Source organism: Janthinobacterium rivuli (assembly GCF_029690045.1).
GTDB classification, from domain to species: domain Bacteria; phylum Pseudomonadota; class Gammaproteobacteria; order Burkholderiales; family Burkholderiaceae_D; genus Janthinobacterium; species Janthinobacterium rivuli.
This window is the reverse complement of record NZ_CP121464.1, coordinates 5,465,116-5,488,952: the sequence shown is the minus strand read 5'-3', so window position 1 is coordinate 5,488,952 and position 23,837 is coordinate 5,465,116. Positions and strand designations below refer to the sequence as shown.

At 63.1% G+C, this 23,837-nt stretch carries 20 protein-coding genes; 7 read left to right on the top strand and 13 right to left on the bottom strand.

Going from position 1 to position 23,837, the window contains the following annotated elements:
- Window positions 1-46 precede the first annotated feature (46 nt).
- From P9875_RS24900 to P9875_RS24880, 5 genes are all read right to left on the bottom strand, one after another.
- Complete coding sequence (locus tag P9875_RS24900; protein WP_278316883.1) at window positions 47-2,083, bottom strand: TonB-dependent receptor; 2,037 nt, start codon at window positions 2,081-2,083, stop codon at window positions 47-49.
- A 14-nt stretch (window positions 2,084-2,097) separates the two neighbouring features.
- The gene (locus tag P9875_RS24895) at window positions 2,098-2,586 is read right to left on the bottom strand and encodes a DUF6702 family protein (protein WP_278316882.1); all 489 of its coding nucleotides are present in this window, start codon (window positions 2,584-2,586) and stop codon (window positions 2,098-2,100) included.
- Complete coding sequence (locus P9875_RS24890) at window positions 2,583-4,958, bottom strand: M1 family metallopeptidase (protein ID WP_278316881.1); 2,376 nt, start codon at window positions 4,956-4,958, stop codon at window positions 2,583-2,585. Before P9875_RS24890 ends, P9875_RS24895 begins: the two co-directional genes overlap by 4 nt.
- A gap of 165 nt (window positions 4,959-5,123) precedes the next feature.
- Complete coding sequence (locus P9875_RS24885) at window positions 5,124-5,585, bottom strand: MarR family winged helix-turn-helix transcriptional regulator (RefSeq protein WP_035821698.1); 462 nt, start codon at window positions 5,583-5,585, stop codon at window positions 5,124-5,126.
- 21 nt (window positions 5,586-5,606) lie between these two features.
- Window positions 5,607-6,482 carry an aldo/keto reductase family oxidoreductase gene (locus P9875_RS24880; protein ID WP_278316880.1) on the bottom strand — a complete coding sequence of 292 codons (876 nt, stop codon included), beginning with the start codon at window positions 6,480-6,482 and terminating at the stop codon, window positions 5,607-5,609.
- Between the two features lie 119 nt (window positions 6,483-6,601).
- Between P9875_RS24880 and P9875_RS24875 the strand changes: the two genes are divergently transcribed.
- Entirely contained in the window at window positions 6,602-7,519 is a 918-nt protein-coding gene (locus tag P9875_RS24875) for a LysR family transcriptional regulator (RefSeq protein ID WP_278316879.1), read from the top strand.
- Window positions 7,520-7,524: 5 nt separating this feature from the next.
- Here P9875_RS24875 and P9875_RS24870 read toward each other — a convergent pair whose 3' ends face one another.
- Together P9875_RS24870 and P9875_RS24865 are read right to left on the bottom strand one after the other, a co-directional pair.
- Window positions 7,525-8,346: a sugar phosphate isomerase/epimerase family protein gene (locus tag P9875_RS24870; RefSeq protein ID WP_278316878.1), complete on the bottom strand. Its 822-nt coding sequence runs from the start codon at window positions 8,344-8,346 to the stop codon at window positions 7,525-7,527.
- Window positions 8,346-9,185 (bottom strand): phytanoyl-CoA dioxygenase family protein, encoded by an 840-nt coding sequence (locus P9875_RS24865; protein WP_035821690.1) that lies wholly within the window; start codon window positions 9,183-9,185, stop codon window positions 8,346-8,348. Before P9875_RS24865 ends, P9875_RS24870 begins: the two co-directional genes overlap by 1 nt.
- 110 nt (window positions 9,186-9,295) lie before the next feature.
- Here P9875_RS24865 and P9875_RS24860 point away from each other — a divergent pair, with 110 nt between their 5' ends.
- On the top strand, window positions 9,296-10,255 hold the full coding sequence (locus tag P9875_RS24860; protein WP_035821688.1) for a LysR family transcriptional regulator: 960 nt from the start codon (window positions 9,296-9,298) through the stop codon (window positions 10,253-10,255).
- A gap of 3 nt (window positions 10,256-10,258) precedes the next feature.
- On the opposite strand, the gene P9875_RS24855 is transcribed toward P9875_RS24860, so the two are convergent.
- Window positions 10,259-11,329 (bottom strand): hypothetical protein, encoded by a 1,071-nt coding sequence (locus P9875_RS24855; RefSeq protein WP_035821685.1) that lies wholly within the window; start codon window positions 11,327-11,329, stop codon window positions 10,259-10,261.
- A gap of 285 nt (window positions 11,330-11,614) precedes the next feature.
- Here P9875_RS24855 and P9875_RS24850 point away from each other — a divergent pair, with 285 nt between their 5' ends.
- Window positions 11,615-12,034: a hypothetical protein gene (locus P9875_RS24850; RefSeq protein WP_099402878.1), complete on the top strand. Its 420-nt coding sequence runs from the start codon at window positions 11,615-11,617 to the stop codon at window positions 12,032-12,034.
- Between the two features lie 84 nt (window positions 12,035-12,118).
- Here the strand turns inward: P9875_RS24850 and P9875_RS24845 are convergent, their stop codons facing one another.
- Together P9875_RS24845 and P9875_RS24840 are read right to left on the bottom strand one after the other, a co-directional pair.
- Window positions 12,119-13,621, bottom strand: a complete 1,503-nt coding sequence (locus P9875_RS24845; RefSeq protein ID WP_099402879.1) for a hypothetical protein — start codon at window positions 13,619-13,621, stop codon at window positions 12,119-12,121.
- A complete protein-coding gene (locus P9875_RS24840; protein WP_278316877.1) occupies window positions 13,618-14,514 on the bottom strand; it encodes a hypothetical protein in 897 nt (298 codons plus the stop codon). Before P9875_RS24840 ends, P9875_RS24845 begins: the two co-directional genes overlap by 4 nt.
- Window positions 14,515-14,807: 293 nt before the next feature.
- Between P9875_RS24840 and P9875_RS24835 the strand changes: the two genes are divergently transcribed.
- From P9875_RS24835 to P9875_RS24820, 4 genes are all read left to right on the top strand, one after another.
- On the top strand, window positions 14,808-15,461 hold the full coding sequence (locus P9875_RS24835; RefSeq protein WP_278316876.1) for a hypothetical protein: 654 nt from the start codon (window positions 14,808-14,810) through the stop codon (window positions 15,459-15,461).
- A gap of 70 nt (window positions 15,462-15,531) precedes the next feature.
- Complete coding sequence (locus tag P9875_RS24830) at window positions 15,532-16,413, top strand: hypothetical protein (protein WP_278316875.1); 882 nt, start codon at window positions 15,532-15,534, stop codon at window positions 16,411-16,413.
- 158 nt (window positions 16,414-16,571) lie between these two features.
- Window positions 16,572-17,438 carry a hypothetical protein gene (locus P9875_RS24825; RefSeq protein ID WP_278316874.1) on the top strand — a complete coding sequence of 289 codons (867 nt, stop codon included), beginning with the start codon at window positions 16,572-16,574 and terminating at the stop codon, window positions 17,436-17,438.
- A 143-nt stretch (window positions 17,439-17,581) separates the two neighbouring features.
- A complete protein-coding gene (locus P9875_RS24820) occupies window positions 17,582-17,956 on the top strand; it encodes an apolipophorin (protein WP_255206110.1) in 375 nt (124 codons plus the stop codon).
- Window positions 17,957-18,001: 45 nt separating this feature from the next.
- Here P9875_RS24820 and P9875_RS24815 read toward each other — a convergent pair whose 3' ends face one another.
- The 3 genes from P9875_RS24815 to P9875_RS24805 all read right to left on the bottom strand — a co-directional run bounded on the left by P9875_RS24815 (window position 18,002) and on the right by P9875_RS24805 (window position 23,774).
- On the bottom strand, window positions 18,002-20,044 hold the full coding sequence (locus tag P9875_RS24815) for a sensor domain-containing diguanylate cyclase (RefSeq protein WP_278316873.1): 2,043 nt from the start codon (window positions 20,042-20,044) through the stop codon (window positions 18,002-18,004).
- Window positions 20,045-20,227: 183 nt separating this feature from the next.
- Window positions 20,228-22,033 carry an ABC transporter ATP-binding protein gene (locus P9875_RS24810; RefSeq protein WP_278316872.1) on the bottom strand — a complete coding sequence of 602 codons (1,806 nt, stop codon included), beginning with the start codon at window positions 22,031-22,033 and terminating at the stop codon, window positions 20,228-20,230.
- Window positions 22,023-23,774: an ABC transporter ATP-binding protein gene (locus P9875_RS24805; protein ID WP_278316871.1), complete on the bottom strand. Its 1,752-nt coding sequence runs from the start codon at window positions 23,772-23,774 to the stop codon at window positions 22,023-22,025. Before P9875_RS24805 ends, P9875_RS24810 begins: the two co-directional genes overlap by 11 nt.
- Window positions 23,775-23,837: the final 63 nt, after the last annotated feature.

Genomic DNA, 23,837 nt, shown 5'->3' with positions numbered 1-23,837 from the left:
TTCGCGGCGTTTCCTGTGCAGTGCGACAGGAATTATTCTTGTTGAGTTAAAAATTCTTTACCAGGGTCAGGCGCAGCGAGCGCGATTCCACCGGATGGAAGTGGATATCGTCGACGGGCTGCGCCTCGCTGGGCAGGCGCGAGGCATAGTAATAGTCGATGGCCGAGTCGCGCCGGTTGGCCAGGTTGTAGCCTTCGACCTCCACGCGCAAGGTCTTGTCGATCCGGTAGGCGATGCGCCCGTTCAAGCCCACGCTGGCCGACGAGCGCACGCTGTTGTCCTCCACCAGCGGGCGTGGGCCGAAGTAGCGCAGGCGCAAGGAACCCGACCACGGCCCCGATGGCGTCACAGTCATGGCCAGCTGGGCCACGCCTTCGATGGCGCCGGGTATGAAGTCGCCCGCCGGATCGCTGCCACGCGAACGCGCGCGCGCATACGCGAGGTCCAGGTCCAGCGACATCCAGCTGGCCGCCTTGTAGTAGCTGGAAAACTCGATGCCGTAGCGGCGGCTGGGGCGGCCCGCTTCGGTGGCGCCGGCGTCGCCGATGAACAGCAGTTCGGAATCGAAGTCCAGGCGGTACAGCGACAGCGACGTTTGCAGGCCGGCGATGGCGGCGCTGCGCAAGCCCAGTTCCAGTCCGCGCGAGCGCGCCAGGGGCGTGACCTTGTCGGCCGCTTCGCCCGATTTCGGATCGACCGTGATCGTCGTGCCGCGCGCGTCGTTGCTGTGAAAGCCATTGCCGATGTTGAGATACGCTTCCGTATCGCGCCACGGTCCCGCGATCACGCTCAGGCTGGGGCTGAACAAATGGTCGCTGGCCTTGCCCGAATTGGCGGCGCGGTCGCTGCGCACGTCGAAGCGGTAGGCGTCCGCGCGCAGGCCGGCCACGGTGCGCAGCCAGCGCGACCAGCGCGTGCTGTTTTCGGCATACACGCCGAGGCTCGATTCGACGATATGGTCTTGCCGCGTGGTCGACAGGATCTGCCGCTGCCGCGTGTTGTACAGGCCATTGTGGATATTGTCGTTCTGTAGCTGCAGGCCGATGGTGGTGTCGCTGCTGCCCCTGTCCGTGTGGCGGTGCCAGGTGTGGCTGGCGTTGACGCCGGACGTCACGCGCCGGTCGGGCTGGGCGAACTGGTCGCCGTTATCGGGGTCGTCCATCGCATACGTAAAATTCGAGAACAGGGCCAGGCGGTTGGCGATCACATACGCGCTGACCCTGGACGACATGTCGTCCGTTGTCTGGCGCCAGGCTCCCGACAGGCTGTAGCGCTGCGCCTTGCCGCCATCGCTGGCATCGATGGCGTCGAAGCGGCCCAGGGTGCCGTCCTGCACGGCGCGCAGCGCAATCTGGTCGGTGGCATTCCAGCTGGCGTCATACGCCATGGCCGTGACATTGAAGCCGTTGTTGGCATAGCCTTCGCTGTAGCGCAGCACGCCATTGAGCTTGCGGTAGCGGTCCGGCTGCGTGAAGGGGCCATCGTTATGCTGCGCTTCGAGCGCGTACAGCAGGCTGCCGTCGCCCGCATCGTTGGAATCGGCCAGCAGGGCGCGGCGAAAGCCGTTTTGCCCGATGCCCGCGCTGGCGACGCCCTGCGTCAGGCGGTTCGCATAGACGACGGACGCCGCGCCGGCCGAGGAAAAATCGCCTTGCGCCGCCGAATACGGTCCCTTCCTGTAATCGAGGCGCATGGCCAGTTCGGGGATCAAAAAGTTCAGGTCCGTCCAGCCCTGGCCGTGGCCATGGCTGCGCTGGTTGACGGGCATCTCGTCGACGGTGGTGCGCAAGTCCGTGCCGTGATCGAGGTTGAAGCCGCGCAGGTAGAACTGGTTGGCCTTGCCCTCGCCGCTATGCTGGCTGGCGATCAGCCCCGGCACGGCTTCGAGCAATTCGCCGGGCCGGTAGCTGGTGCGCGCGTCGAGCTGCTGTTGCGTGACGCTGCCCGCGTTGGCCGAATCGGCCACGCCCAGCTGGTTCAGGCGCGAACCGTCGACCAGCACGCGCTGAAAGATATCGTCGGCATGGGCAGCGGTGGCGGAAAACAGGGCGGCGAGAATGAGGGGAAGAGAGCGTGGCGTCATGGATGTAGTGGGGCTTAACGGATCGGCAGTTCCGTGTTCTGGCGGTCGAAAATCAGCGTCTGGATCGTGCCGCTGTCCTGCACGTTGAGGGTATTGCGCTGGCTGGGCAGGAAGTCGATCAGCAACTGATTGTGGATGCGCGTGGCGGGGGCCAGGCGCGTGCGTTCGATCTCCTGGAAGATGACCACATTGTCGGCATTGACTTTCATGCCGACCCAGTTCAGGCGCAATCGCTTGCCATCCGGTCCCACCAGGTAAAACTGTTTTTCGACATAGCGGCGCAGCGCCGCTTCGCTGTCCTCCTGGCCCAGGTCGAACTGGCGCTGGTACAGGTTCGTCAGCAGCGCCTCGACGTCGTGGCCCGTGTAGGTGTGCACCACTTCCGTGCTGCCGCTGGCCGCGTTATAACTGATGTCGGCGATGCCCATGTGGAAATTGTGGGCGCCGGCCGCCATGCTGGCGCAGGCCAGCGTGGCGCAAGCGAGCGCGCGCCAGCGCTTCATGCCTCGTCGCCCTTGGCCGAGCCGCCATTCTTGCCTTTCAGCGGCGTATGAAAATCGCGCATCAGGTTATCCTTGGGCGACTTCTCGCTCTTGAACAGCTCCAGGCGCGATGGCGTGATCTTGCGCGGCCAGCTATTGTTGCTCGTGTCGATGTCGGCCGTTTCCCAGTACGGGTCCTGCACCAGTCCCACCATCGGTTCATCCGTGATGACGACCTTGGTGATTTTCTTCGGCGAATAGCGCCATACTTCGGCCGGTACGCGCTCGACGTATTTCTTGCCGCTTTTCAGTTCGATCTCGAGGATCAAGGGCATGACCATACCGCCCACGTTCGACAGGTCGACCAGGTACAAATGCTTGCCCTGTTTCAGCAAGTCCTTTTCCCACGGCTCCAGGTTGGCCAGCGCTTCGGCATAGGCGTTGCGGTCCTTGTTGGTCACCGTGAAGTCGTCGTGCTGGTTGTAGAAATCCTTCAGTTCCGGATGCGCATCGACCCGGCGCGGCATGCCCTTGTTGGCGCGGCTCGTGACGGATTCCGGCTGGGCCTCCTTTTGCGCTTTTTTCCACGCTTTTTCCGTGGCCGGATCTTTCGAGCTCACGCCGTATTCGCTGATGCCGTCGATGCTGATGTCGACCGGGTCGGTCGTATAGAACCAGCCGCGCCAGAACCAGTCCAGGTCCGTGCCGGAGGCGTCTTCCATGGTGCGGAAAAAGTCGGCGGGCGTGGGGCGCTTGAACTTCCAGCGCTGCGCATATTCCTTGAACGCGTAGTCGAACAGTTCGCGCCCGAGGATGGTCTCGCGCAGGATGTTCAGTCCCGCCGCCGGCTTGGCGTAGGCGTTGTTACCGAACTGCAGCAAGGACTCCGAATTGGTCATGATCGGCACCTGGTCCCGGCTACGCATGTAGTCGACGATTTCGCGTGGCTCGCCGCGCGAGGCCGGGTAGTTTTCTTCCCACGCCTGCTGCGCCAGGTATTGCACGAAGGTGTTGAGGCCTTCGTCCATCCACGTCCACTGGCGCTCGTCCGAGTTGATGATCATCGGGTAGTAGTTGTGGCCCACCTCGTGGATGATCACGCCGATCAGGCCATACTTGGTGCGCTTCGAGTAGGTCAGCTCGCCCGTCTTCTTGTCTTTCACGGGACGGGGGCCGTTGAACGAGATCATCGGATACTCCATGCCGCCCACGGGGCCGTTGACGGAAATGGCCGTCGGATACGGGTAGGCTATGCTGTACTTGTTGTACTGTTCTATCGTGTGCACGATGGCTTGCGTGCTGTACTTTTCCCACAGCGGATTGCCCTCTTTCGGGTAGAAGGACATGGCCATCACATCGCTGCCGCCTTTCTTGTAGCCCTGCGCATCCCAGATGAACTTGCGGCTCGAGGCCCAGGCGAAGTCGCGCACGTTGGCCGCCTTGAAGTGCCACGTCTTTTGCGCGCGGCTCACTGTTTTCTCGGCCGCTTCCGCTTCCTTTTGCGTGACGATGACGACGGGCTTGTCGCTGCTGCGCGCTTTTTCCAGGCGCTCGCGCTGTGCGGACGACAGCACGTCTTGCGGGTTTTGCAGCTGGCCCGTGGAGGCGACGATATGGTCGGCGGGCACCGTCAGCTGCACGTCGTAGTCGCCGAACTCCAGGGTGAATTCGCCGGAGCCGAGAAACTGCTTGTGCTGCCAGCCGGCCGCGTCGTAATAGGCCGCCATGCGCGGGAACCACTGCGCCACTTCGAACAGGGCGTTCTTGTCGTCGAAGACTTCATAGCCGGCGCGCCCGCCCAGCACCTTCTGTTCGTTGATGCGGTAATCCCAGTCGATCTGGAAGACGAAATCCTGGCCCGGTTTCAATGGCTGCGGCAAGTCGATGCGCATCATGGTGCGGTTCACAACATATTTCAACGGCTGGCCATCGGCGCCTTTCAAGGCGCGGATATTGAAGCCGCCCTGGAAGTCGCCGCGCGCCAGGATGCCGCGCAAGCCTTCGAATTTCATGGTGTCTTCGCCCGCCGTCCTGGCCCAGGCCTGGCGCGACGGTGCCGTGGCCATGCGGCGCGCATCGGAATCGGGCTTGTAGATATTCTGGTCCAGCTGCACCCACAGGTAGCCAAGGGTGTCGGGTGACTGGTTATGGTAGGTGATTGTGCCGCTGCCGGCGATTTCGCGTTTGGCTTCATCGAGGGTGGCGCGGATCGTGTAGTCGGCGCGCTGCTGCCAGTAGGCGTGGCCAGGCGCGCCGGAGGCGGTGCGGTAGGTATTCGGGGTGGGCAACACCTCTTCGAGCTGGCGGAACTTGTCGTCGAATGGCTCGGCAGCGAAGGCCGACACGGTAAAGCAGAGAGCCAGCGAGGCTACGGAGCCGAAAGGTATGCGCATATTCACCCTGATGTTGTTGTAAGGAAATAGTGGCAACTATTCTATACGCAGGGTGAGGCCATCCATGTATCGATTTGTAATAAAGAAAGGTGGATTTTGCGCCAGCTTTTGCCTGGCGCCGTCGAGGCAATGCTTTACCTGATTTTGCTCGGGAAAGCGGGGCTTTTACTCACTTTTCATCAGGCTGTCGCGCAACTGGTTCAGCTGTTGTTTCATGTCCACAACCTGCTCCACGCTGCAGTGGCTGGCCGTCAGGATCGCTTCGGGCAGCAGGGCCGCTTCGTGGCGCAACTGGTCGCCCTGCTGCGTGAGGGAAATGATGACCTGGCGCTCGTCGCTGGCGGCGCGCGTGCGCGTCAGCAAACCCGATTGCTCCATGCGCTTGAGCAAGGGCGTCAGGGTGGCCGAGTCGAGGAACAGGCGCTCGCCCACTTCCGACACCGTCAAGCCGTCGCGTTCCCACAGCACCATCATTACCAGGTATTGTGAATAGGTGAGGCCGAGCTTGCGCAGCAGTTTGCGGTACAGCTTGTTCATGGCAAGCGAGGTCGAGTACAGCGCAAAGCACAGCTGGCCATCCAGGCGCGGCACCTGGTGCAAGGGGTTGGGGGCGGTGGTGGTATCCATGGGCACAGTATATATAGTGCGCTACTTAGTTGCAAGCGACCTCAATGCTTCCAGCGCCTGTGCATCGAGCGTGAGCGCGCCGGCCGCGACGTTTTCGCGCAGATGCGCCACCGACGAGGTGCCGGGAATGACCAGCATGTTCGGTGCGCGTTGCAGCAGCCAGGCCAGCGCCACCTGCATCGGCGTCGCTTGCATGGCGGCCGCCACCTGGTTCAGGGTGTCGGACTGCAGCGGCGAAAAGCCACCCAGGGGGAAGAAGGGCACATAGGCGATGCCTTGCGCGGCCAGGGTGTCGATCAGGGCATCGTCCGCGCGGTGCGCCAGGTTGTAGTGGTTCTGCACGCAGACGATGGGGCTGATGCGCTGTGCCTCGGCCACCTGGCCCGCATCGACATTGGACAGGCCGATATGGCGCACCAGGCCTTCGCGCTGCAGCTGCACCAAGGTGTCCAGCGGTTCGGCAAGCGACGAGCCGTCCGGGCCGGCCATGCCCGGCGCGCGCAGGTTGACCACGTCGAGCACGTCCAGGCCCAGGTTGCGCAGGTTGTCGTGCACGGCGTTGTGCAATTGCTGTGGCGATGCGGCCGGCAGCCATGACTGGTCGGCGCCGCGCACGAAGCCGATCTTGGTAACGATGGTCAAGCCGTCGCGATAGGGATGCAGCGCCTCGCGGATGATCTGGTTGGTGACGTGCGGGCCGTAAAAGTCCGACGTGTCGATATGGTTGACGCCCAGTTCGATGGCTTCGCGCAGCACGGCGACGGCGGCGGCGCGGTCTTTCGGCGGCCCCCAGACGTGCGGGCCGGCCAGTTGCATGGCGCCGTAGCCGAGGCGGTTGAATCCGATGTCGCAATGGGCGGGCGTGAATTGGTCGCGGGCGGGGGAATACGTGTGCATGGCAGCTCCTGTGTGGTGGTCGAGTAAGGAGCCACCATCGTAAGGCTGATTGCGCTGTATGATAATCGGGTCAATCCAGCACAGGCTGTACTCATTTACGCACAATGAAAGCTTTCCTCATGCATGCAGACAGCCCTTCCATGGCCGACCTGGCCGCCTTTGCCCTGGTGGCCCGGCACCGGGGTTTTCGCCAGGCCGCGCGCGCCAGCGGACAGTCCGCGTCCGCCTTGAGCGAGGCGCTGCGGCGGCTGGAGCAGCAACTGGGCATCCGCCTGCTGGAACGCACGACGCGCAGCGTCACGCCAACGGCGGCCGGTGCGCTGCTGCTGACGCGCTTGCGCCCGGCGCTTGAGGAAGTGAGCAGCGCGCTCGACGTGCTGAACGACTTGCGCGACAGCCCGCGCGGCACCTTGCGCCTGAACGTGCCGGTCAACGCGGCGCGTTTCTTTTTGCAGCCCATGGTCGACCAGTTCCTGCGCGCCTATCCGCAGATCAGGGTCGAGCTGGTGGTCGATAATAATTTTGTCGATGTCGTCGCCAGCGGTTGCGACGCGGGCATCCGTTATGGCGAAAGGCTGGAGCAGGACATGATCGCCATCCCGATCGGCCCGCGCACGCAGCGCTTCGCGGTGGCGGGCGCGCCGTCCTACCTGGCGCAGCGCGGCGTGCCCGCGCATCCGCGCGACCTGCTGCAGCACGCCTGCCTGCTGGGAAAATTCCTCAGCGGTGCGGTGCCACCATGGGAGTTCGAACGGGACGGGCAAAAAGTGAGCGTGGAGCCGGACGGCCCCGTGATCGTCACGCCGACGGCGGCTGATTTTGCGGTCAGCATGGCCATCGCCGGCCATGGCCTCGTGTATCTGTTTGAAGAGTGGCTGCAGCCGTATATCGATGCGGGCCAGCTGCAGCCCGTGCTGGAAGACTGGGCGATGCCCTTTCCCGGCCCGTTTTTATACTATGCGGGCCGGCGCCATCTGCCTGCGCCGCTGCGCACCTTCATCGATTTCGTGCAGGCCAATTTTGCGCAGCTTGCGTAGTTTCCTTACTCCGCCGGATAGCGCTGGCGTAAAAGCTGCAGCATGGCCACGTTCTGTTCCCACGCGTCGCTCACGGGCTGCTGCGTGTATGGCAAGGTTTGCGTGTAGGGCGCGGGACCGAATTCCGGCGTGAACGTCATGCGCTCGGCGCCGGCTGCGTGACGCAGGGCGACGATGGCGTCCCACCAGGCCAGGTGGACATCGAGCGCCTGTTTCGCTTCCGGCGCGCGGAAGTCGGCTAGCTGCGGACCTTGCGCATGGCCCACGCGCGCATGCACGTGACGCACCAGCGGCAGCACTTGCGCCAGGGTCTGCGGCTGGTCTTCCAGCAAGGACTCGCAGGCGCAGCACCAGTGCGACAGGTCGGCCGTCAAGGGCAGCTCGGGATACTGCGCCAGATAGGGCAGCAGCAGCATCGGGTGGCCGGAAAAACGGCTGCGGTGGATTTCATGCACGATGGGCACGCCGTGTTTTGCCGAGATGGCGGCGGCCAGGTCGATCAATTCCGCGTTTTGCGCCTGGCTGTAGTAATCCTTGCCCGTGTGCGTGTTGACCAGCACGGGGCGCGCCAGGCAGGCGTTGTCCAGCAGTTCTGCCAGGGCGGCGCGGTGCAGCTCGAAGTCGCTGTGGAAGACGGTTTCCCACTGCGCGGCGATCAGCTGCAGTCCCGCCTTGGCGATGCGGTCCGTCCATTCCTCGCGCAGGGCGGCGTCCAGCGGCAGCGACATCTCGATGCCGTCGAAACCGGCCGCCAGCACTTTGTCGATGAAGACGTCGGGCGGCAGCGCGTTATTGCCCCAGTGGGCGGCGAAAACCTCGATGCGCATCAGACGAAGCCCCGCACGGGGAAGGAGTCGTCGCGCTGTATCCAGTTGTGGGCAGCATATTCGGTCTGGCCGTCGGTGGCGTGCAAGGTGTAGGCGTGGCGCGAGACGGGCGAGCGGTTTGGCGCGCTGTAGTGGGGCAGCAAGCCGTGGAAGCAGACGAGGGCGCCCGCCTTGACTTCCAAGGGCACGGCCGTGCTGTCGTCGGGCCATGGCGTGGCGTCGAGTTTTTCCACGCGCACGGCGTCGCCGTTGCGGATGAAGCGTTCGCGCAGGGGGCCGCGGTGGCCGCCCGGTTCGGCCCACAGGCAGCCGTTGTCCAGGGTCGCGTCTTCCAGCGCGAACCAGAAGGTGGTCACGCTGATGGGCGTGGTCTCGAAATACGTGGCGTCCTGGTGCCAGCGCACTTCGCCGCCGATGCCGGGCTGCTTGAAGATGTACATCGATTGCCACACCTGCGCATCCGCCAGACCCAGGTCACGCGCCACTGCTGCCAGTTTCGGATCTGCCGAAAAGCTGCGGAAGACGGGATCCAGGTCATGCATGGCGTGGCCGATCTTGTTGATCGACAGGGATTTCGCCTGCTTCAACTGGCCGTCCGGACCGAACGCTTCTTCTTCGAAGAAGCAGCGGATGGTGTTGTCGGAAGCGAGAAAATAATCGTTGGTGTTTTTTGCCTGGTCGCGCGTGGTGAAGATCGACTGGCTGACGCTGGGATCGAATTCGTTGACAATCTGCTCGGCGCGCGCGCGCAGGGCGGCGATGTCGTCCGCACCCTTGAAATCGGGCAGGATGATGTAGCCGTCACGTTGATACTGTTCTTGTTGTTCGATCGTTAGCATGGCGGCGGCTCCGGAAGGTCTATGGAAAGCGCCATTGTAGGATGGGCGAGGGCGGCAAACAATCGCCCAGCGGTTGACAGATTGTCGCCAAAGAGAAGACAATCTTTGACATGGATCAACTAAAAGCGATGGAAATCTTTGTCGAAGTGGCGCGCCAGCGCAGCTTTACGGTGGCCGGCCAGCGCCTGGGCCTGACGCGCGCCATGGTCAGCAAGACCATCATGCAGCTGGAAGAACGCCTGCATGCACGCCTGCTGCACCGCTCCACGCGCGAAGTAAGCTTGACGGACGCGGGCCGCGCCTACCTGGCGCCGTGCATGGCCACCGTCAGCCAGGCGCAGGAAGCGGCGCGCATGGTGGCGCACGTGGCGCAGGCGGGAGCGGGGGCGGAGCTGGCCGGGCCGCTGCGCATCCAGGCGCCGTCGAGTTTCGGCAGCGCGTGGCTGGCCGACGCCGTTGCCCGTTTCAGCCTGCTGCACCCGCAGGTGCAAGCCGAGTTGTTTGTCGACGACGCCCTGCTCGACCCGATACGCCACGGTTTTGATTTGACCATCCGCGTGGGCGGCATCCCGGACAGCAGCGCGCTGGCCATGCGGCCTTTGGCGCCGTGCCGCGCCGTGCTGTGCGCCAGCCCCGCCTACCTGGCGCAATGGGGCGTGCCGCGCACGCCGCAAGAGCTGTTGCAGCACCAGTGCCTGCATTTCAGTCACCTGACCGATGGCACGAACTGGCATTTCCAGCGTGGAGAAGGTGAGTCGCGCGAGGAAGTGAGCGTGCGCGTGCAGGCGGGGTTTACGGCGAATAACGGCCTGGTGCTGCACCAGGCGGCGCAGCGGGGGCTAGGCATCGTCTACAGCACCACCTTCCTCGCCTGGCGCAACCTGCTCGATGGCAGCCTGGTGCCCGTGCTGACGGACTGGGAACTGCCCTTGAATCACTTGAGCGCCCTGTATCCGGCCAGCCGCCAGCCATCGCCCAAGGTGCGCGCGCTGATCGATTTCCTCGTGGCCGAATACCAGCCCGTGCCGCCATGGGACCGCGAGCTGGAAGCGGCAGGTTTTTTCAGCTGAGGTTCAATTGAAAGCGACCGGCTCCACCGTCCACGCGCCATCTGCGTACACGCGCTCGTCGTCCAGGTAGACGGCCTCGGTGACGGCGAAGATGTCGACGTGGTAGCGCGCATCCTTGCGCTTGAATTGCGGTTTCGTGTAGACGCCGTGCTTGGCGCCCAGCGACAGATGGATGCCGCACATGCGCTCATACGTGCCGATGTCGTTGACCAGCTGTTCGCGCGAAAAGGCGCGGTTCATGCCGAAGCCCAGCTCGCGCACCCACACTTCGCCTTCGTGCGCGCGGATGATCTCCAGCATGGCGGTAAATTCCGGCGTGGCGTTTTCCGTGCCCGTGACTCTGCCCTTGTCGATGATCAGGGTGATCGGCGTGTCGGGGCGGTTGACCATGAAGTGCGTGTCGCCAAAAACGAAAATGCGCACGCGCCCGTTCACCGCTTCCAGGTCCTGCGCTTCCGTAAACACTTCGCCCAGGGGGAACTGGCCGCCGATATTGTTCATGCCGCTGTAGTCGCCGATATTGAGCTTGGCCGATTCGAACGGCGAAGCAAAGACCAGCTGCTCGCCGCCGCTGTCGACCATGCCGTGGCGGGCGACGTCGATGCGCGCCTTCAGCGCATGGCCGACGCCGCGATAGTAGGCGGGGTCGTAGGCCAGCGAGGCGATGTAGTGCAACCCCTGCACGCCGGGCATGCGCGACAGGTGCACGTGCTCGATGACTTTCAGGCCCCGCTTGAACAGTTCGATGCGGATGCGGAACGCTTCCAGGCGGAAGCTGGTCGACTGGATCAGCACGACGAGGCTGCCGGCCGGCAGGTCGGCAAACGCGGCCAGCACGGCCTCGGGCGTGACCTCGTCGAAATCGATGAAGGTGGCGTCCGGCAAGGCCTGGCGATACGCTTCCGTCAGCACGACGTTGAGCCAGCTGCGCTTGTCGCAGACGATCAGGGCCGGTTCGTCCGGGCGGTGGCAGATGGCCATGGCCAGCAAGTCGGCCACGTTTTGCGCGGCCACTTCGGTGGCGGCGGCGCTGATGGCGTCGAGCCGGCTGGTGTCATTCTCGGGAAGCGTCATGGTGCGAAGGTGGGGGACGTGAAGTAATCGCAGCATTATAAGGCGATTGCCCCGGACGCCACCATTCCCCATCCGGCGCAGGACGGGCGGCCGCCATGCCGCTGATTATCTTGTGTAGTGCTTTACGGCAATGTATTATTTGATAAACACAGCCTGGCAGCGGCCCGGCGCAGCGGCAAACGCACGCATGCGCAGGGAGTCCGCTTTCAGTGATGCAAGGACAACAAGCCAGCAGGCAATGATTAAGAGTGTGATGTGATGAGCATAATCGGACAAGATATTCCCATGGAGCGGCCGGATACGGATGGGCGCGCCGCCGTCTTCGTTCCCGTCACGGGCGTCAAGGAAGATGTCCTGTTGACCATACGCAAGGGTGCGGCCATCGTCGGCTTTGCCAACCACGACCGCACCATCACCGTGTATTTTGAAAGCAACCGCTTTGACGACCCCGTGCTGGCCAAGTGGGAACACAAGGCGCGCAAGGCCTACGACCGCCTGGTCGACAATGCGCCCACCGTATCGAAACTGACCACCAGTCCCGCCAATTTCGAGCAGATCGGCTATATCAATGGCAAGGGCATCACCATCCGTCGGATGGAAAGCCTGCAGCGCTGGCTTGCGTATTCGGAGGCGATGGATACTTGCCCGGCGACGGATATCATTCCGCGCACGCTTATTGCCAAGGCTGAAAGCGTCAAGGTGTAGGTGTGCATACGGGAGCCAACAATGTTGTCGGATTACGCGGGGATTTGCCCCGCTAATCCGACCTACGCCTGACCTCGCTTCTTACTACACCACGACGATATTTGCCTGCGCCTTGAGCGGGCAGGGTAATGTATCGTCGAAGGTGATTTCGATGGCGCTGGCGACGAACATGCCGCCGATGTGCTGGGCGGCGATTTCCGGCGGCGTGCCGGGCTTGGTCAGGTTGACGTCCTGGGCGAAGACGAAGACTCTCCAGGTGCCGTAGACCTTTTGATCATATTGCAGCAGGGTGCGGTAAGCGCGTTTCAAGTCCAGGCTGCCTGCGTAGACGCCATCGTTGGCGCCCGGGTCGAAGCCCAGGCCGTCGTCGGTCAGCGATTCCACGAAATACAGTCCTTGCGGCGCCTGGAACAGCACGAAGGCGTACAGCTCCGTGCCGCGGAAGACATTGCCATTGTCGCGCTGGAAGCTGGCGCGTATCCACAGCGGTTCGTAGGCCTGCACGACGGCGGGCGTATCCGTTTCCACGGGCCCTGCCACGTGGATGTTGACTTGCGTTTCGGTGACGGCATGCTGGTAGGTGGCGCCCGTGGTGAAGCGTTGATATTCCCAGCTGATGTCGGCCGTGTAGGGCAGGCCCGCGTTCGGCGCTTCGGGCAGCACCCATTTCGCCACCACGCGCTCGGCCAGGGTCAGTTCGCCGGCGGCCGGTGGTGTTGCTTCCTGGCCACGCCAGAACGGGTCCGCGATGTCGGAGCAGGCGACGGCGATGGCGCCCGAGGCGATGGCCGAGGCCACACCGGCCACCGTGAATTCGGGCTGGCCCGAGCCGGCCCCTTCGAGCGAGCAGCAATCGACGCTGGGATCGGTTTCCTCGAAACTGCCGCCCACGCTGAAGCTGGCCTTGCCTGAACCGAGCGCGGCAGCAATGATGGCCACCAGCGCGGCGATGATGGCGATGATGATGGCGAGAACCTTCCACCACGGGTCGGAAAACGGCAGCTCGCCATGCGTGCCTGCGTAGGCGGGATTCGGCGTCCAGACGAGGGTCATGCCGGTCGGCACGATGGGTCCCAGGCCGGGCGGACAGCGGCACTCTTTTCCATCATTACCCGTGCTGCCCCAGCGCTTGCCCGGCAGGTGGCCTTGCGGCTTGGATAGTTCCAGGGTGCCTTCCTCGACCGTGCACGTGTAGGTATTGGTGGCGCTGTCGAAGCGCGTTTGCGACACAAAAATCTGCTGGATCGAGCGGTGCGGCGTGTAGCCGTCCGCCTTGGCGACAAAGCTGACGAGACGCTTGCCGGGCGCCGCATGCTGGAAGTCGGCATCCCACATCACCAGCATGGCCGCGCCGGCGGGAATACTGGCAAAGAAAAAGGTGCGCGCCACGGGCACGATGCCGGGGTCGCCCACGCTTTCCAGGTACACGGTGACATTCGTCAGGGCGCTGCCCGACGTGTTGGTGACGTGGGCGGCGATGCGCAAGCCATAGATGGCATTGTCGAAGATGCCATCGGGCAGCATGATATTGGTGACGGGCTCGATTGCGAACGGCCGCGTCAGCACCTGCAGGGGGGTATCGCTCATGATGCTTGCTCCTCGGGGCTGTGCCGCTCTTGCGCGGGCTCTTGCGCCTGCTCTTGCGTCTGCTCTTTCTCCAGGTCGGTGACGACATACGTGACGCCGCCCATGAGCTTGCCATCCTGGTTCTCCAGCACGCGCAGCAGCGCATACTGGCGTGGCGGCAAGGCTTCGGCGCGCAGGCTCAGGTACACGGCTTGCGCCTGGCCGCGCGGCACTTCCAGCGCCAGCGTTTGCTCGCCGGGCGCATCGCCATTGCAATGGGGCGTGCGCGCCAGGCCCGCTACCAGGCGCGCCTCTTTGGCTGGCTGCCATCGCTCCAGCCCCAGGGTGGCCAGCAGGCGCTCGGGCAGCTCGCCGCCCTGTTCAATCTGCAGTTCCACTTTTTTCGTTGTGCGGGGCAGGGCCGCCACCGCGATGGTCAGCAATTGCGCGCGCCGCGCTGCCAGCACCACGGTGACGTTGCGCTGGGCGATCTGCTCGTGCTGTTTGGGCTGAAAGGGAAAACCGTTGGGCAGGGGATCGGGCAGCGGATTGATGTCGCCCGGGCCGTGGGCCACGGCCAGCAGGCATTCGTGGCCGCCATTGACGATGACGGGAACCCAGGGCACCAGGCACAGCACTTCCTGCGTGGCGCCCGGCGGCAAGTCGGCAAACGCGGAGCCGACCTGCGTGGCGGCGCCGACGGCGATCTGGCCGGAAGGGTCGGCCCAGTAAAAATCCACGCGCACGCCGTTCGAGGCGCTGTCGCCCGTGTTGTGCACGCGGCCCCACAGGTAGTTGCTGGTGCCGGCGATGGGCGCGCCGGGTGGACCATTGGGATCATTGCCCGGCACGACCCAGATATCGGCGCTGTCCCACCAGGGCTGGCCGTCTTCGATGATCAGGTGGGCTGACATGGCGTTCTCCTTGTCCTTGACCGGTGCTTCCAGCTTAGGCCGCGGCGGCGGTGCAGAGATTGATCAGTCTCAAACCTGTTGAATTGCGGCGGCATGTGTTTAGCTGGCCCGAGCTCCTAAGCCCGCAGTCTTCAATTTGTTTTCTGGAAATAAATGATATTGGCGTTGTAGGATGCGCTATTATTTGAAAGATAATTTGAAGTGTTTGATTGCAATTTTATTGATGCCGATTTCATCGGTATGACAAGATAATTTTCCCTGGGACGTAGGGGTGACGTACGAAGAGGTATTTTGTGAAAAAGGAAATTGAATACCAATGCCAGGAATCGACTTGTCAGGCGACATTTCATTGGACTGTGAATTTTTGTCCCTTTTGTGGGACGAAGCAAACGGTTGTCAAGGTGAAGATAATATCACCGAAATTAGAGGTGAAAAACGTTGATGGGAGTACATCGTTACCTAACGATCAGATAAGGATTGCTGCTTCCAAGAAGCAGAGTGATCGCGTGACGAAGGATCGGCCATTGTCAAATCATCTTTTATTGGACGATGGGCAGAAAAACTTCAATATTCATATTGCCGACAGTATTTCAAATTCGTACTGCGATAGCGTCTCGTTTGGCGCTTTGTTGCGATATGGGAAAAATGCCTTGGCTCTAGATATAAGGAGAGTGGAGTCTATTTTGTCGGTGGCTTTGCAACGTTTGAATGTCGTCAATGAAAAAGCACTGTTGGATGAGCTTGATGCACTGCTGCACGTGTTTACAGACACTGAAAAAAAATTAGATAAAAAGAGTCGTGTCGATGCCTTGCAAAGTATCTGTAAACCGCGTCCTGGCGCGATGAAGGGTGTCGATCCAGAGATCGCGGAGCGGTACATTAACGATTTTTGCCGCAAACATAGCGTGATGCAGAGATCAGGTATCTGGGGCTGGAAAATTTTGTAGTGTAGTGGGATTGCAGAGACATGATCTGGTTTGATCGTTCAAATTACAATTTTAAAAAACAGAGGAAAATATGAATCAATCCGATCTCGACTGGTTGAAGAACCGTGTAGCTGCGGCTGTGGATGATGATTTTTATCTGGATCGGGGTGAAGAGCGGCGTATTAAAGAAGAATCCGCTGCACGCGGTATTGTGAGTAGAGAAACAGAGTTGGTCATCCGTGAACAGCTAGATGAGTATTCCGCAGTGTCCGAACGTGCGCTCGTGGAGGAGCTGGACAGGCTACTGCATCAGTTCACTGACAACGACAAGAAGCTGGACCAGAAAGAAGAGCGTCTGGCACTGAGCAAAGTAGTTAATGTGGCCTCAGGCAAACGTGTAGGACTGGATCCACGTGTGGCAGAAGAATATGTGACCAGTTTTTGCAAGGCAAACGGGGCATCGCGTTCAACGGATACAAAAAAATGGCTGGGTTCCCAAGTTGGACTGGCGCTTGTTGCCGTTGCAGTTGTTGGTGCTGTCATATTCTTTGCGACTCGGCCGCCGAAGGATGCAACTCCTGTCGTATTGGCACAAGCCAAGGAGAGCCGAGCCGTCGACACAAAGGCGATTAAGCTCAATGAAAATGATCGTTCTGAAATCGATGATCAGTTGCGTCGTGCCTCCCTTTACATTGAGAAAGCTCAATACACTGATCCGCCGGAAAGTTCGGCGAAGGCTTCGCTCGATCAAATTCGCCAGATTGACCCTGAGGGGCAGTATCGTGGTGAGGAGGTGAAAGGGCTTGCGAGTAAGATAGTCGATCATTACATCAAACTGGCTGAAAAAAGTGCTGCATCAAATGATCTTGGGGCGGCCGCCAAATGGTTGGCACGTGCGAAGCTGCTGAACCGGGATCGTGAGGTAATATTGGAAAAGGAACGAGCACTAGGGCTGGTGAAGGCGGAGCGTTAAGTCTGCGCTATCTCCGCCAGCAGAGATAAGCAGAGCTCGCACAACGGATGGGGCATTCGACATGATCGTATGCCCTGCCTTGTTGCATGAGCAGCAAAGGTTGGAATGTGTCTGAAAAAGTAAACGAAGTTTGTATCAGAGCCGCTTGCGGCCGGACCTTGCCGCTGCGCGTGGTGCATTGCCCGTTTTGCGGCGCGCGCCAGGTGGCGCAAGCGCCTGTTCTGGAGAAAACCATAGCGCCGCCCCCCGTGCCGCGCATGCCGCCGCCGGTGCCCGTCGCTCCGCCCATACCGCAGCCAGCTGCCGCCCCTGCTCCCCAGCCTGTCCCTCCATCGCCACCGCCACCGCCAGCGCCGGCCGCGCCAGCCAAGGCGCCGCCGGCCAAGCCTGCCACCAGGGGTTCGGTGCCGCCGCCGCGCCCGCCCGTACGCTTGCGCACGTGGATCGCGGCGGCAGTGGTGCTGACCGGTATCTGGTTCTTCAACAAACCGGCCGACAAGCCGGCCAGCGTGGGGGAACAGGTCGAGGCCGCCACTGCGCTGGCGGCGCAGTGCGACCTGGACGGGGCGCGCAGCGCGCTGGCCGTGCTGAAAAGCGCCAAGGCACCCGCCGCGCAGATCAAGCGCTTGCAGGCGAGCATCACCAAGTCCGCGGCGACCTGCGACAAGCAACAGCAGCGGGCGCAGGCGTGGCTGGCGCTGCAGGGCAGCGTCAACCAGGCGCTGGACGCAGGCAAGCCGGACGTTGCCGCCACGCGCCTGGCCGTCTATGTAAAACGCTGGGGCGACGATCCCGACACCCTGGAACTCGACGCCAGGGTGAAGGTGGCGCAGGCGAGCGCCCAGCTCGACCTGGCCGACGTCTGCCTGGCCAGGAGCGACCGGGTCTGCCTGGAAAACAGCCTGATCGCCGCCGAGCGCTACAAGCGGCCGGAACTGGCGGCGCGCACGCAGACGCTGCGTACGGCGCTGTCGCAATTGCTCGAACATTCGTTGCTGGATGCGGCCCCGGTCCAGGGCCAGTAGCGCAAAGCAGTGTCCCTGTCATGCCCGTGTGGCGGGGGAAAGGCGCCGTGAAAAATATCAAGATACCATTGCTTACAACTACGCCACAAAAGCGTGTTTTTATGTGCGTTAGCGAACGCTAGAAAATTTTAGGCCGGTGTATATTGCAAACTGATCTGTGTCTTTTGATAACAATGAAAGGGAATATCATGAAAGTAAGCAAAAATTGGATGACCGTGTGCGCCGCCGGGATGATGGTTGTGGCACTGGCTGCCTGCCAGAAGAAGGATGATGTCGCTGCCGGTCCTGCTGAACAAGCTGGCCAGAAGATCGATGCGGCCGCTGCCAAAGCTGAAGCCGACATCAAGGCCGCCGCTACCAAAGCCGATGCTGCCGTGAGCCAGGCCGCTGCCGATACGGGCGCCAAGATGGACCAGGTTGCCGCTGACGCCGACAGGAAAATGAGCGAAGCGGCCGATGCCGTCGGCAAGAAAGTGGAAAAAGCCGGCGAAAAGATGCAGGACGCCGCGCACAAGTAATCTCGCCAGGGCCGGCCAGCGCCGGCCCGGTTCCCGCAGTTGCCGTCAGGTGATGGCAGCTGCGGCGACGCCATCGCTGGCCTGGTTTGCTTGCGTCACCGTCTTTTCCATCCCGTCCGTTCCCCCCAGCACCACGCTAAAATCGACAAAGCCGTCGCGCCACGCGCGTTCCAGGTCTTGCTCCACCGCTTCCAGGGTCGTTCTTTCTACCTGCTGAAAACCGCGCAAGCCATACGCCCGGTTGCGCCCGTGCGCCTTGGCCAGGTAGAGCGCCATGTCGATCAGGTTGACGCTGCGCTCCCACGTGAGCGGCCGTCCCAGCGGCGCCAGCGGATAGGGCGCAAAGCCCACGGACACGTGCACCTGGATGGTTTGTCCCTGGTAGTGGATGTTTTGCGCTGCCATGCCGTTGAGGATGCGCCGTGCAATATCGTCGAGCCCGTCGCGTGCGACGGCCGGCAGGAAGGCGAGGAATTCCTCGCCGCCCCAGCGCACGATCATATCCGTTTCGCGCAACACCTCGTGCAAGGTTTCGGCGATCGTCGTCAGCACAAGGTCGCCCGCCGCATGGCCGTAACGGTCGTTGATGTGCTTGAAATGGTCGACGTCGAGCAGGAACAGCGCACCGACGACATCGGCGCCGCCATAGGATGGTTGCGGCTTGCCCGCATGGCTGCGCATGAATTCCTGGAAATGCCGGCGGTTGTACAGGGACGTCAGCGGGTCGCGCGAACTCTGGCGCTTGAGTTCCTGGTTTTTCACCTTCAGCTGCACGTTCGCGTGGCGCACCTTGCGGTACAGCAAGCCGACGATGACGGACGCCATGGCCAGTACCAGCGCCAGCAGCCACCATACACGCTGCTGCAGGCGGCGGTTGTCGATTTCCGTGCTCTTCAGCTGATTCTCGCGGCTCAGCAGCTCGATCTGGCGCTGTTTCTTTTCCGCCTCATACTTTTCTTGCAGCTCATACACGGCCTTTTGCCGCTGCTTTTCGAACAGCTGGTTCGAGATGCCCCGCTCGCGGTGGTAGGCCGTCACGGCGCCGCGCATGTCGCCCGCCTTTTCCAGCGCCATGCCGTATTCCAGCAGCACGGCCTGCATGTCCGGCTGGTTGGCCGTGCGTTCGTAGTAGGCCAGGCCCGTGGCCACGCTTTGCTTGCCTTCCTGCAAGCGTCCCTGGCCGATCAGCGCCTGGCCGATGTTCAGGCGCGCCGTCGCTTCCACCTGTTCATTGTTGACCAGGCGCGCCGCCGTGATGGCTTCATTCGCATAGCGCAGGGCGCGCGCGTAATCGCCTTCCTTCAGGTAGCTGTCCGACAGATTGACGAGGGTCACGGCCACCATGCCGCGCGCGCCCAGCTGGCGTTCCAGCGCCAGGGCCGCCAGCAGGGCGCGCTGGCCCCGCTGCGGCTGCTGCGCGTCGAGCGCCAGCCCGTATTCCGTATTCTTTGCCTGCGCCATGCGGCCTGGCGATGCCAGCGTGCCTGACACGGCCAGCAATTCGTCGAGCACCTCGAAGCCCTTGTCGTATTCGCGCATCTGCGTGTACAGCAGGGTGAGGGCATTCAGGGCGGCGGCCAGGCTGGAAGGGGAATTGCTCTGGCGCGCCAGGTCGACGGCCGCCTGCAGCTTGGCCAGCGCAAACGGGAAATTGCCTTCCTCGGCCCAGGACTGGCCCGCGCTGATGGTGGCCTGCACGCGCACGGGCAAGTCGTCGGTGCGGTTGGCGATGCGTTCGGCCTCGAAGGCCAGCAGGTGCGAGGCGCGGCGCTCGTTCATGGCGAACGTGACATAGGCTTTGCAGAGCATGCCTTTCGCCAGCGCCACGTCGCTCTTGTTCAGGCGGGCGTAGGCGATCAGCTCCTCGGCCAGCTGCATGGCGAGGTCGTTCTGCCCCAGACGCATGCGGACGGTACTCAGCTGTGTCAGGAATTCCGCGCGCACGGGCAGGGGCGCGCTGCGCGCCTGCGTTTCCACCTCCTGCAGGCGCTGCAGGGCGCGCGCGGGCACGAAGCGGCCATCTTCGCGCACGGCGGCAATATGCTGCTCCAGCTTGCTGACCTGGGCATGGGCGGCGGGCGGCAGCATGCAGGCCAGTACCAGCAGCCAATGCGCCTTTCGCCATGATGCCCGTCTCTGTCTGCCTGCCAACGTCCCGCTCCCGCAATGACCACCTGTCTGTAACAGATTATATTCTGTTGCAATCAAGAAATATCATGCGGTGCGCAGAAATTTGCGAAAGTGCACACGGCAGGCATTGACAAGGCGCGCTTACTGCGCCAGCTGCTGCAGCAGGTACAGGCGCTGGTACAGGCCGCCTTCTATCTGCATCAGGGCGTCGTGCGGCCCCGCTTCCGTGATGCGGCCATGGTTCAGCACGATGATACGGTCGGCTTCGCGGATGGTCGACAGGCGGTGGGCGATGGCGATGATGGTGACCTTGCCGCGCAATTCATTGAGGGCCAGCTGCACGATCTGCTCCGTCTGGCTATCGATGCGCGACGTCGCTTCGTCCAGCAGCAAGATGCGCGGCTGGCCGGCCAGCGCGCGGGCAATGGCGATCAGCTGCTTTTGCCCCGACGACAGGCGTGAGCCGCCTTCGCCCAGCGGCGTGTCGTAGCCATGCTCCAGCGCGGCGATGAAGTCGTGCGCATGCGCGGCGCGCGCAGCCGTCTCGATCTGCGCCTGCGTGTAGCCGCGGCCCATGTCGATGTTTTCGCGCGCCGAGGCGGCCAGCAGGAAGGGGTCTTGCGGCACCAGGCCCACGTCGGCGCGGAAGTGCTCGTTGTCGATGCTGTCGAGGGCCACGCCATTGATGGCGATGCTGCCCTGCGTGACGGGATAAAAGCGCAGCAGCAAGGAGAGCAAGGTCGACTTGCCGCTGCCCGTGTGGCCGACGATGCCAAAGAACGCTCCTTGCGGTATCGACAGCGACAGGTCGTGCAGCACGGGCTGGTTTTCCACGTAGGCGAACGTCAGGTTCTGGATGTCCACGGCGGGCAGGTCGCTGTCCGCTTTCGTCTGCCGCAGGGCCGGTGTTTCCCTGCCCTGTGCATGTTCGAGCGCCTGCGCTTCGTCCAGCAGGGCCGAGACGCGCGCCGTCGCCACCACCGACTGCTGCAGCTGGCTGAACTGCATGGTGATCTGGATCAGCGGTTCAATCACGCGCGCGATGTAGCTGATGAACGCATACAGCACGCCCACTTCCACGGCGCCCATCTCGCGCCGGCCGAAGCTGAAGATGACGACGGCCAGCAGCACGATATTGAGCATGTCGAGCGCGGGGCGCAGCAGCCAGGCGTTGGCGCGCAATTCCTGCATGCGCGCCGTGTAGTGGTCCTGGTTGATGCCCGTGAAGCGCGCGCCGAAGCGCTTTTCCGCGTTATTCGCCTGCAGCACGCTCATGCCGCCGATCGATTCGGCGATCTGGCCATTGATCTCGCTGCGCAGGGCGCGCGCGCGCGTGACGGCCGGCGCGCTCCAGCGCTGGTACAGGAAGACGATGACCAGCACGGCCGGCAGCAGGGCCAGCACGATCAGCATCAAGCGCCAGTCGAGGAAGGCCATGGCGGCCATGGTGCCGACCAGGACGATGGAGCTGTCGAGGATGACGAACAGCACCTGCACGTACAGGGACTTGACCGCCTCCGTGTCGTTGGTGACCCGGCTGACCAGCTGGCCCGTGATGGCGCGGTCGAAAAAACTCATCGGCAGGCGCAGCACGTGCTGGTAAACGGTTTCGCGCAGGCGCTGCACCGAGCGCATGGCCAGGCCGGACAGGCGTACCAGCTGCAAATAGCGCAGGCCGGAAGCGACCCAGCCCGTCAGCAGGCAGCCGCCCAGCAGCAATGACATGCGCGTCCAGTCGAGGTTGCGCGGCAGCAGATGCTGGTCGATCAGGGCCTTGCCCAGGATCGGTCCCGTCACTTCCAGGGCGGCGGCGAGGATCAGCCAGAACGTGGCCCAGTATAAATGGCGCAGGTCGGGCGCGGCGGCGCGGCGCAGCAGGCCGATGGCTTGCGCGGCCTGGCGGCGCACGGATTGCGTGGCGTTGGCTTGGTCGGTCTTAGATGGCATCGAGGCTGGCTTCCAGTTGTTGATAGCGCCACTGGCTGGCATACCAGCCGTCGCGCTGCATCAGCGCGTCGTGGTTGCCCGTTTCCGTGACGTGGCCGTCGCGCAGCACCAGAATCAGGTCGGCGTTGACGACGGCGCTCAGGCGGTGGCTGGCGATGATGGCGCTGCGCTCGGGACGGCGTGCGCGCAGTTCTTCCAGGTGCTGCAGGATGCGCGTCTCCGTGCCCGTGTCGACGGCGGACAAGGCATCGTCGAGCAGCAGCAAGCCGTTGTCGGCCAGCAGCGCGCGGGCGATCGCCACGCGCTGGCGCTGGCCGCCGGACAGGGTGATGCCCTTTTCACCCACGTGCGTCTGATAACCGTCCGGGAACTGCAAAATATCGGCGTGGATGTCGGCCAGCTGCGCCGCCCGTTCCACGTCCTCGCGCGTGGCGCCGGGGCGGGCCAGGGCGATATTGTCGGCGATGCTGGCGGAGAATAAAAACGACTCCTGCGGCACCCAGCTGATGGCCGCGCGCAGCGCGTGCAGGGTGTAGGCGTCGAGCGCCTCGCCATTCCACGTGGCCGTGCCCGATTGCGGCGTGACCTGGCGCAGCAGCACGCGCAGCAGGGTCGACTTGCCGCTGCCCGTCGGGCCCACCAGACCCAGGGTCTGGCCCGGTTGCAAACGCAGCGAAATGCCGGAGAGGGCCGGCGCCGTCTGGCCCGCGTAGGCGAAGCCGACGTCCTGCAGTTGCAGGGGGCCGGGCGTCAGCGTATCAATCGTGCCATGGTCGTCGATGGCCAGCGGCGCGTCTAACATGGGTTGCAAGCGCTGCCAGGCGGCGCGGCCCCGTTCGATCAGCGAGAGCACCCAGCCGGCGGCGAACATGGGCCAGATCAGCTGGCCCAGGTACATGGAAAAACTCGTCAGCGCGCCGATGGTCAGCTGGTCTTGCCACACGAGGTAGCCGCCCAGGCCCAGGGTCAGCGCCGTGGCGGCCGTCAGTGTCAGGCCGACGGCCGGTTCGTACGCCGCTTCCCAGCGCTGCGCCGTCAGGCTGGCGTTGGCCGCGTGGCCGGCCAGGGTGGAGAACTGCTTGCTGCTGCGCTCTTCCAGGCCCAGCGCGCGCAAGGTGCGCACGCCCGACAAGGACTCTTGCACATGGTCGTTCAGCGCGGAAAAGCGCTTTAAGGAATCCGTCGACGCCGTGTGGATATGGCTGGAGATGCGCCAGAAGGCCAGTCCCATCAACGGGAAGGGCAGGAGGGCGATGCAGGCCAGACGCCAGTCCACGCCCAGCAGCATGATGCCCAGCACCATCAGCAAGGTCAGTGTGCCGTCGAAGCCGGCCAGCATGGCTTCGCCGGCGGCCATTTCGATGGCGTCGATGTCGTTTGTCGCCAGCGCCATCAGGTCGCCCGTGCGCTGGTTCTGGTAAAACGACGCGCCCTGCTGCGACATGCGCGTGTAGAAGCGCGTGCGCAGCATCACGCCCAGCTGGTAGGCGGCCTTGAACAGGGTGATGCGCCAGCCCACGCGCAGGAAATAGATGACGACGCCGACGGCGAGCAGGGTCAGCAGCTCAAGCCACAGTTCGGCCGCCGTCATGCGGTGCGCGGCCAGTGCGTCGATGATGGCGCCCACGCGGCGCGGGATCCAGACGGTCAGTGTTGCCACGCCTGTCAGCATGACGGCAGCGGCGGCATACGCCGGCCAATGCTGACGCACGAAGCCGGCGATGAGCCTCGATAAACTCATGGTTACCTTTTGTTTTTAGTAATGGGGTGTCGCGGGGCGGAAGGACGGGCACGCGGACGGAAA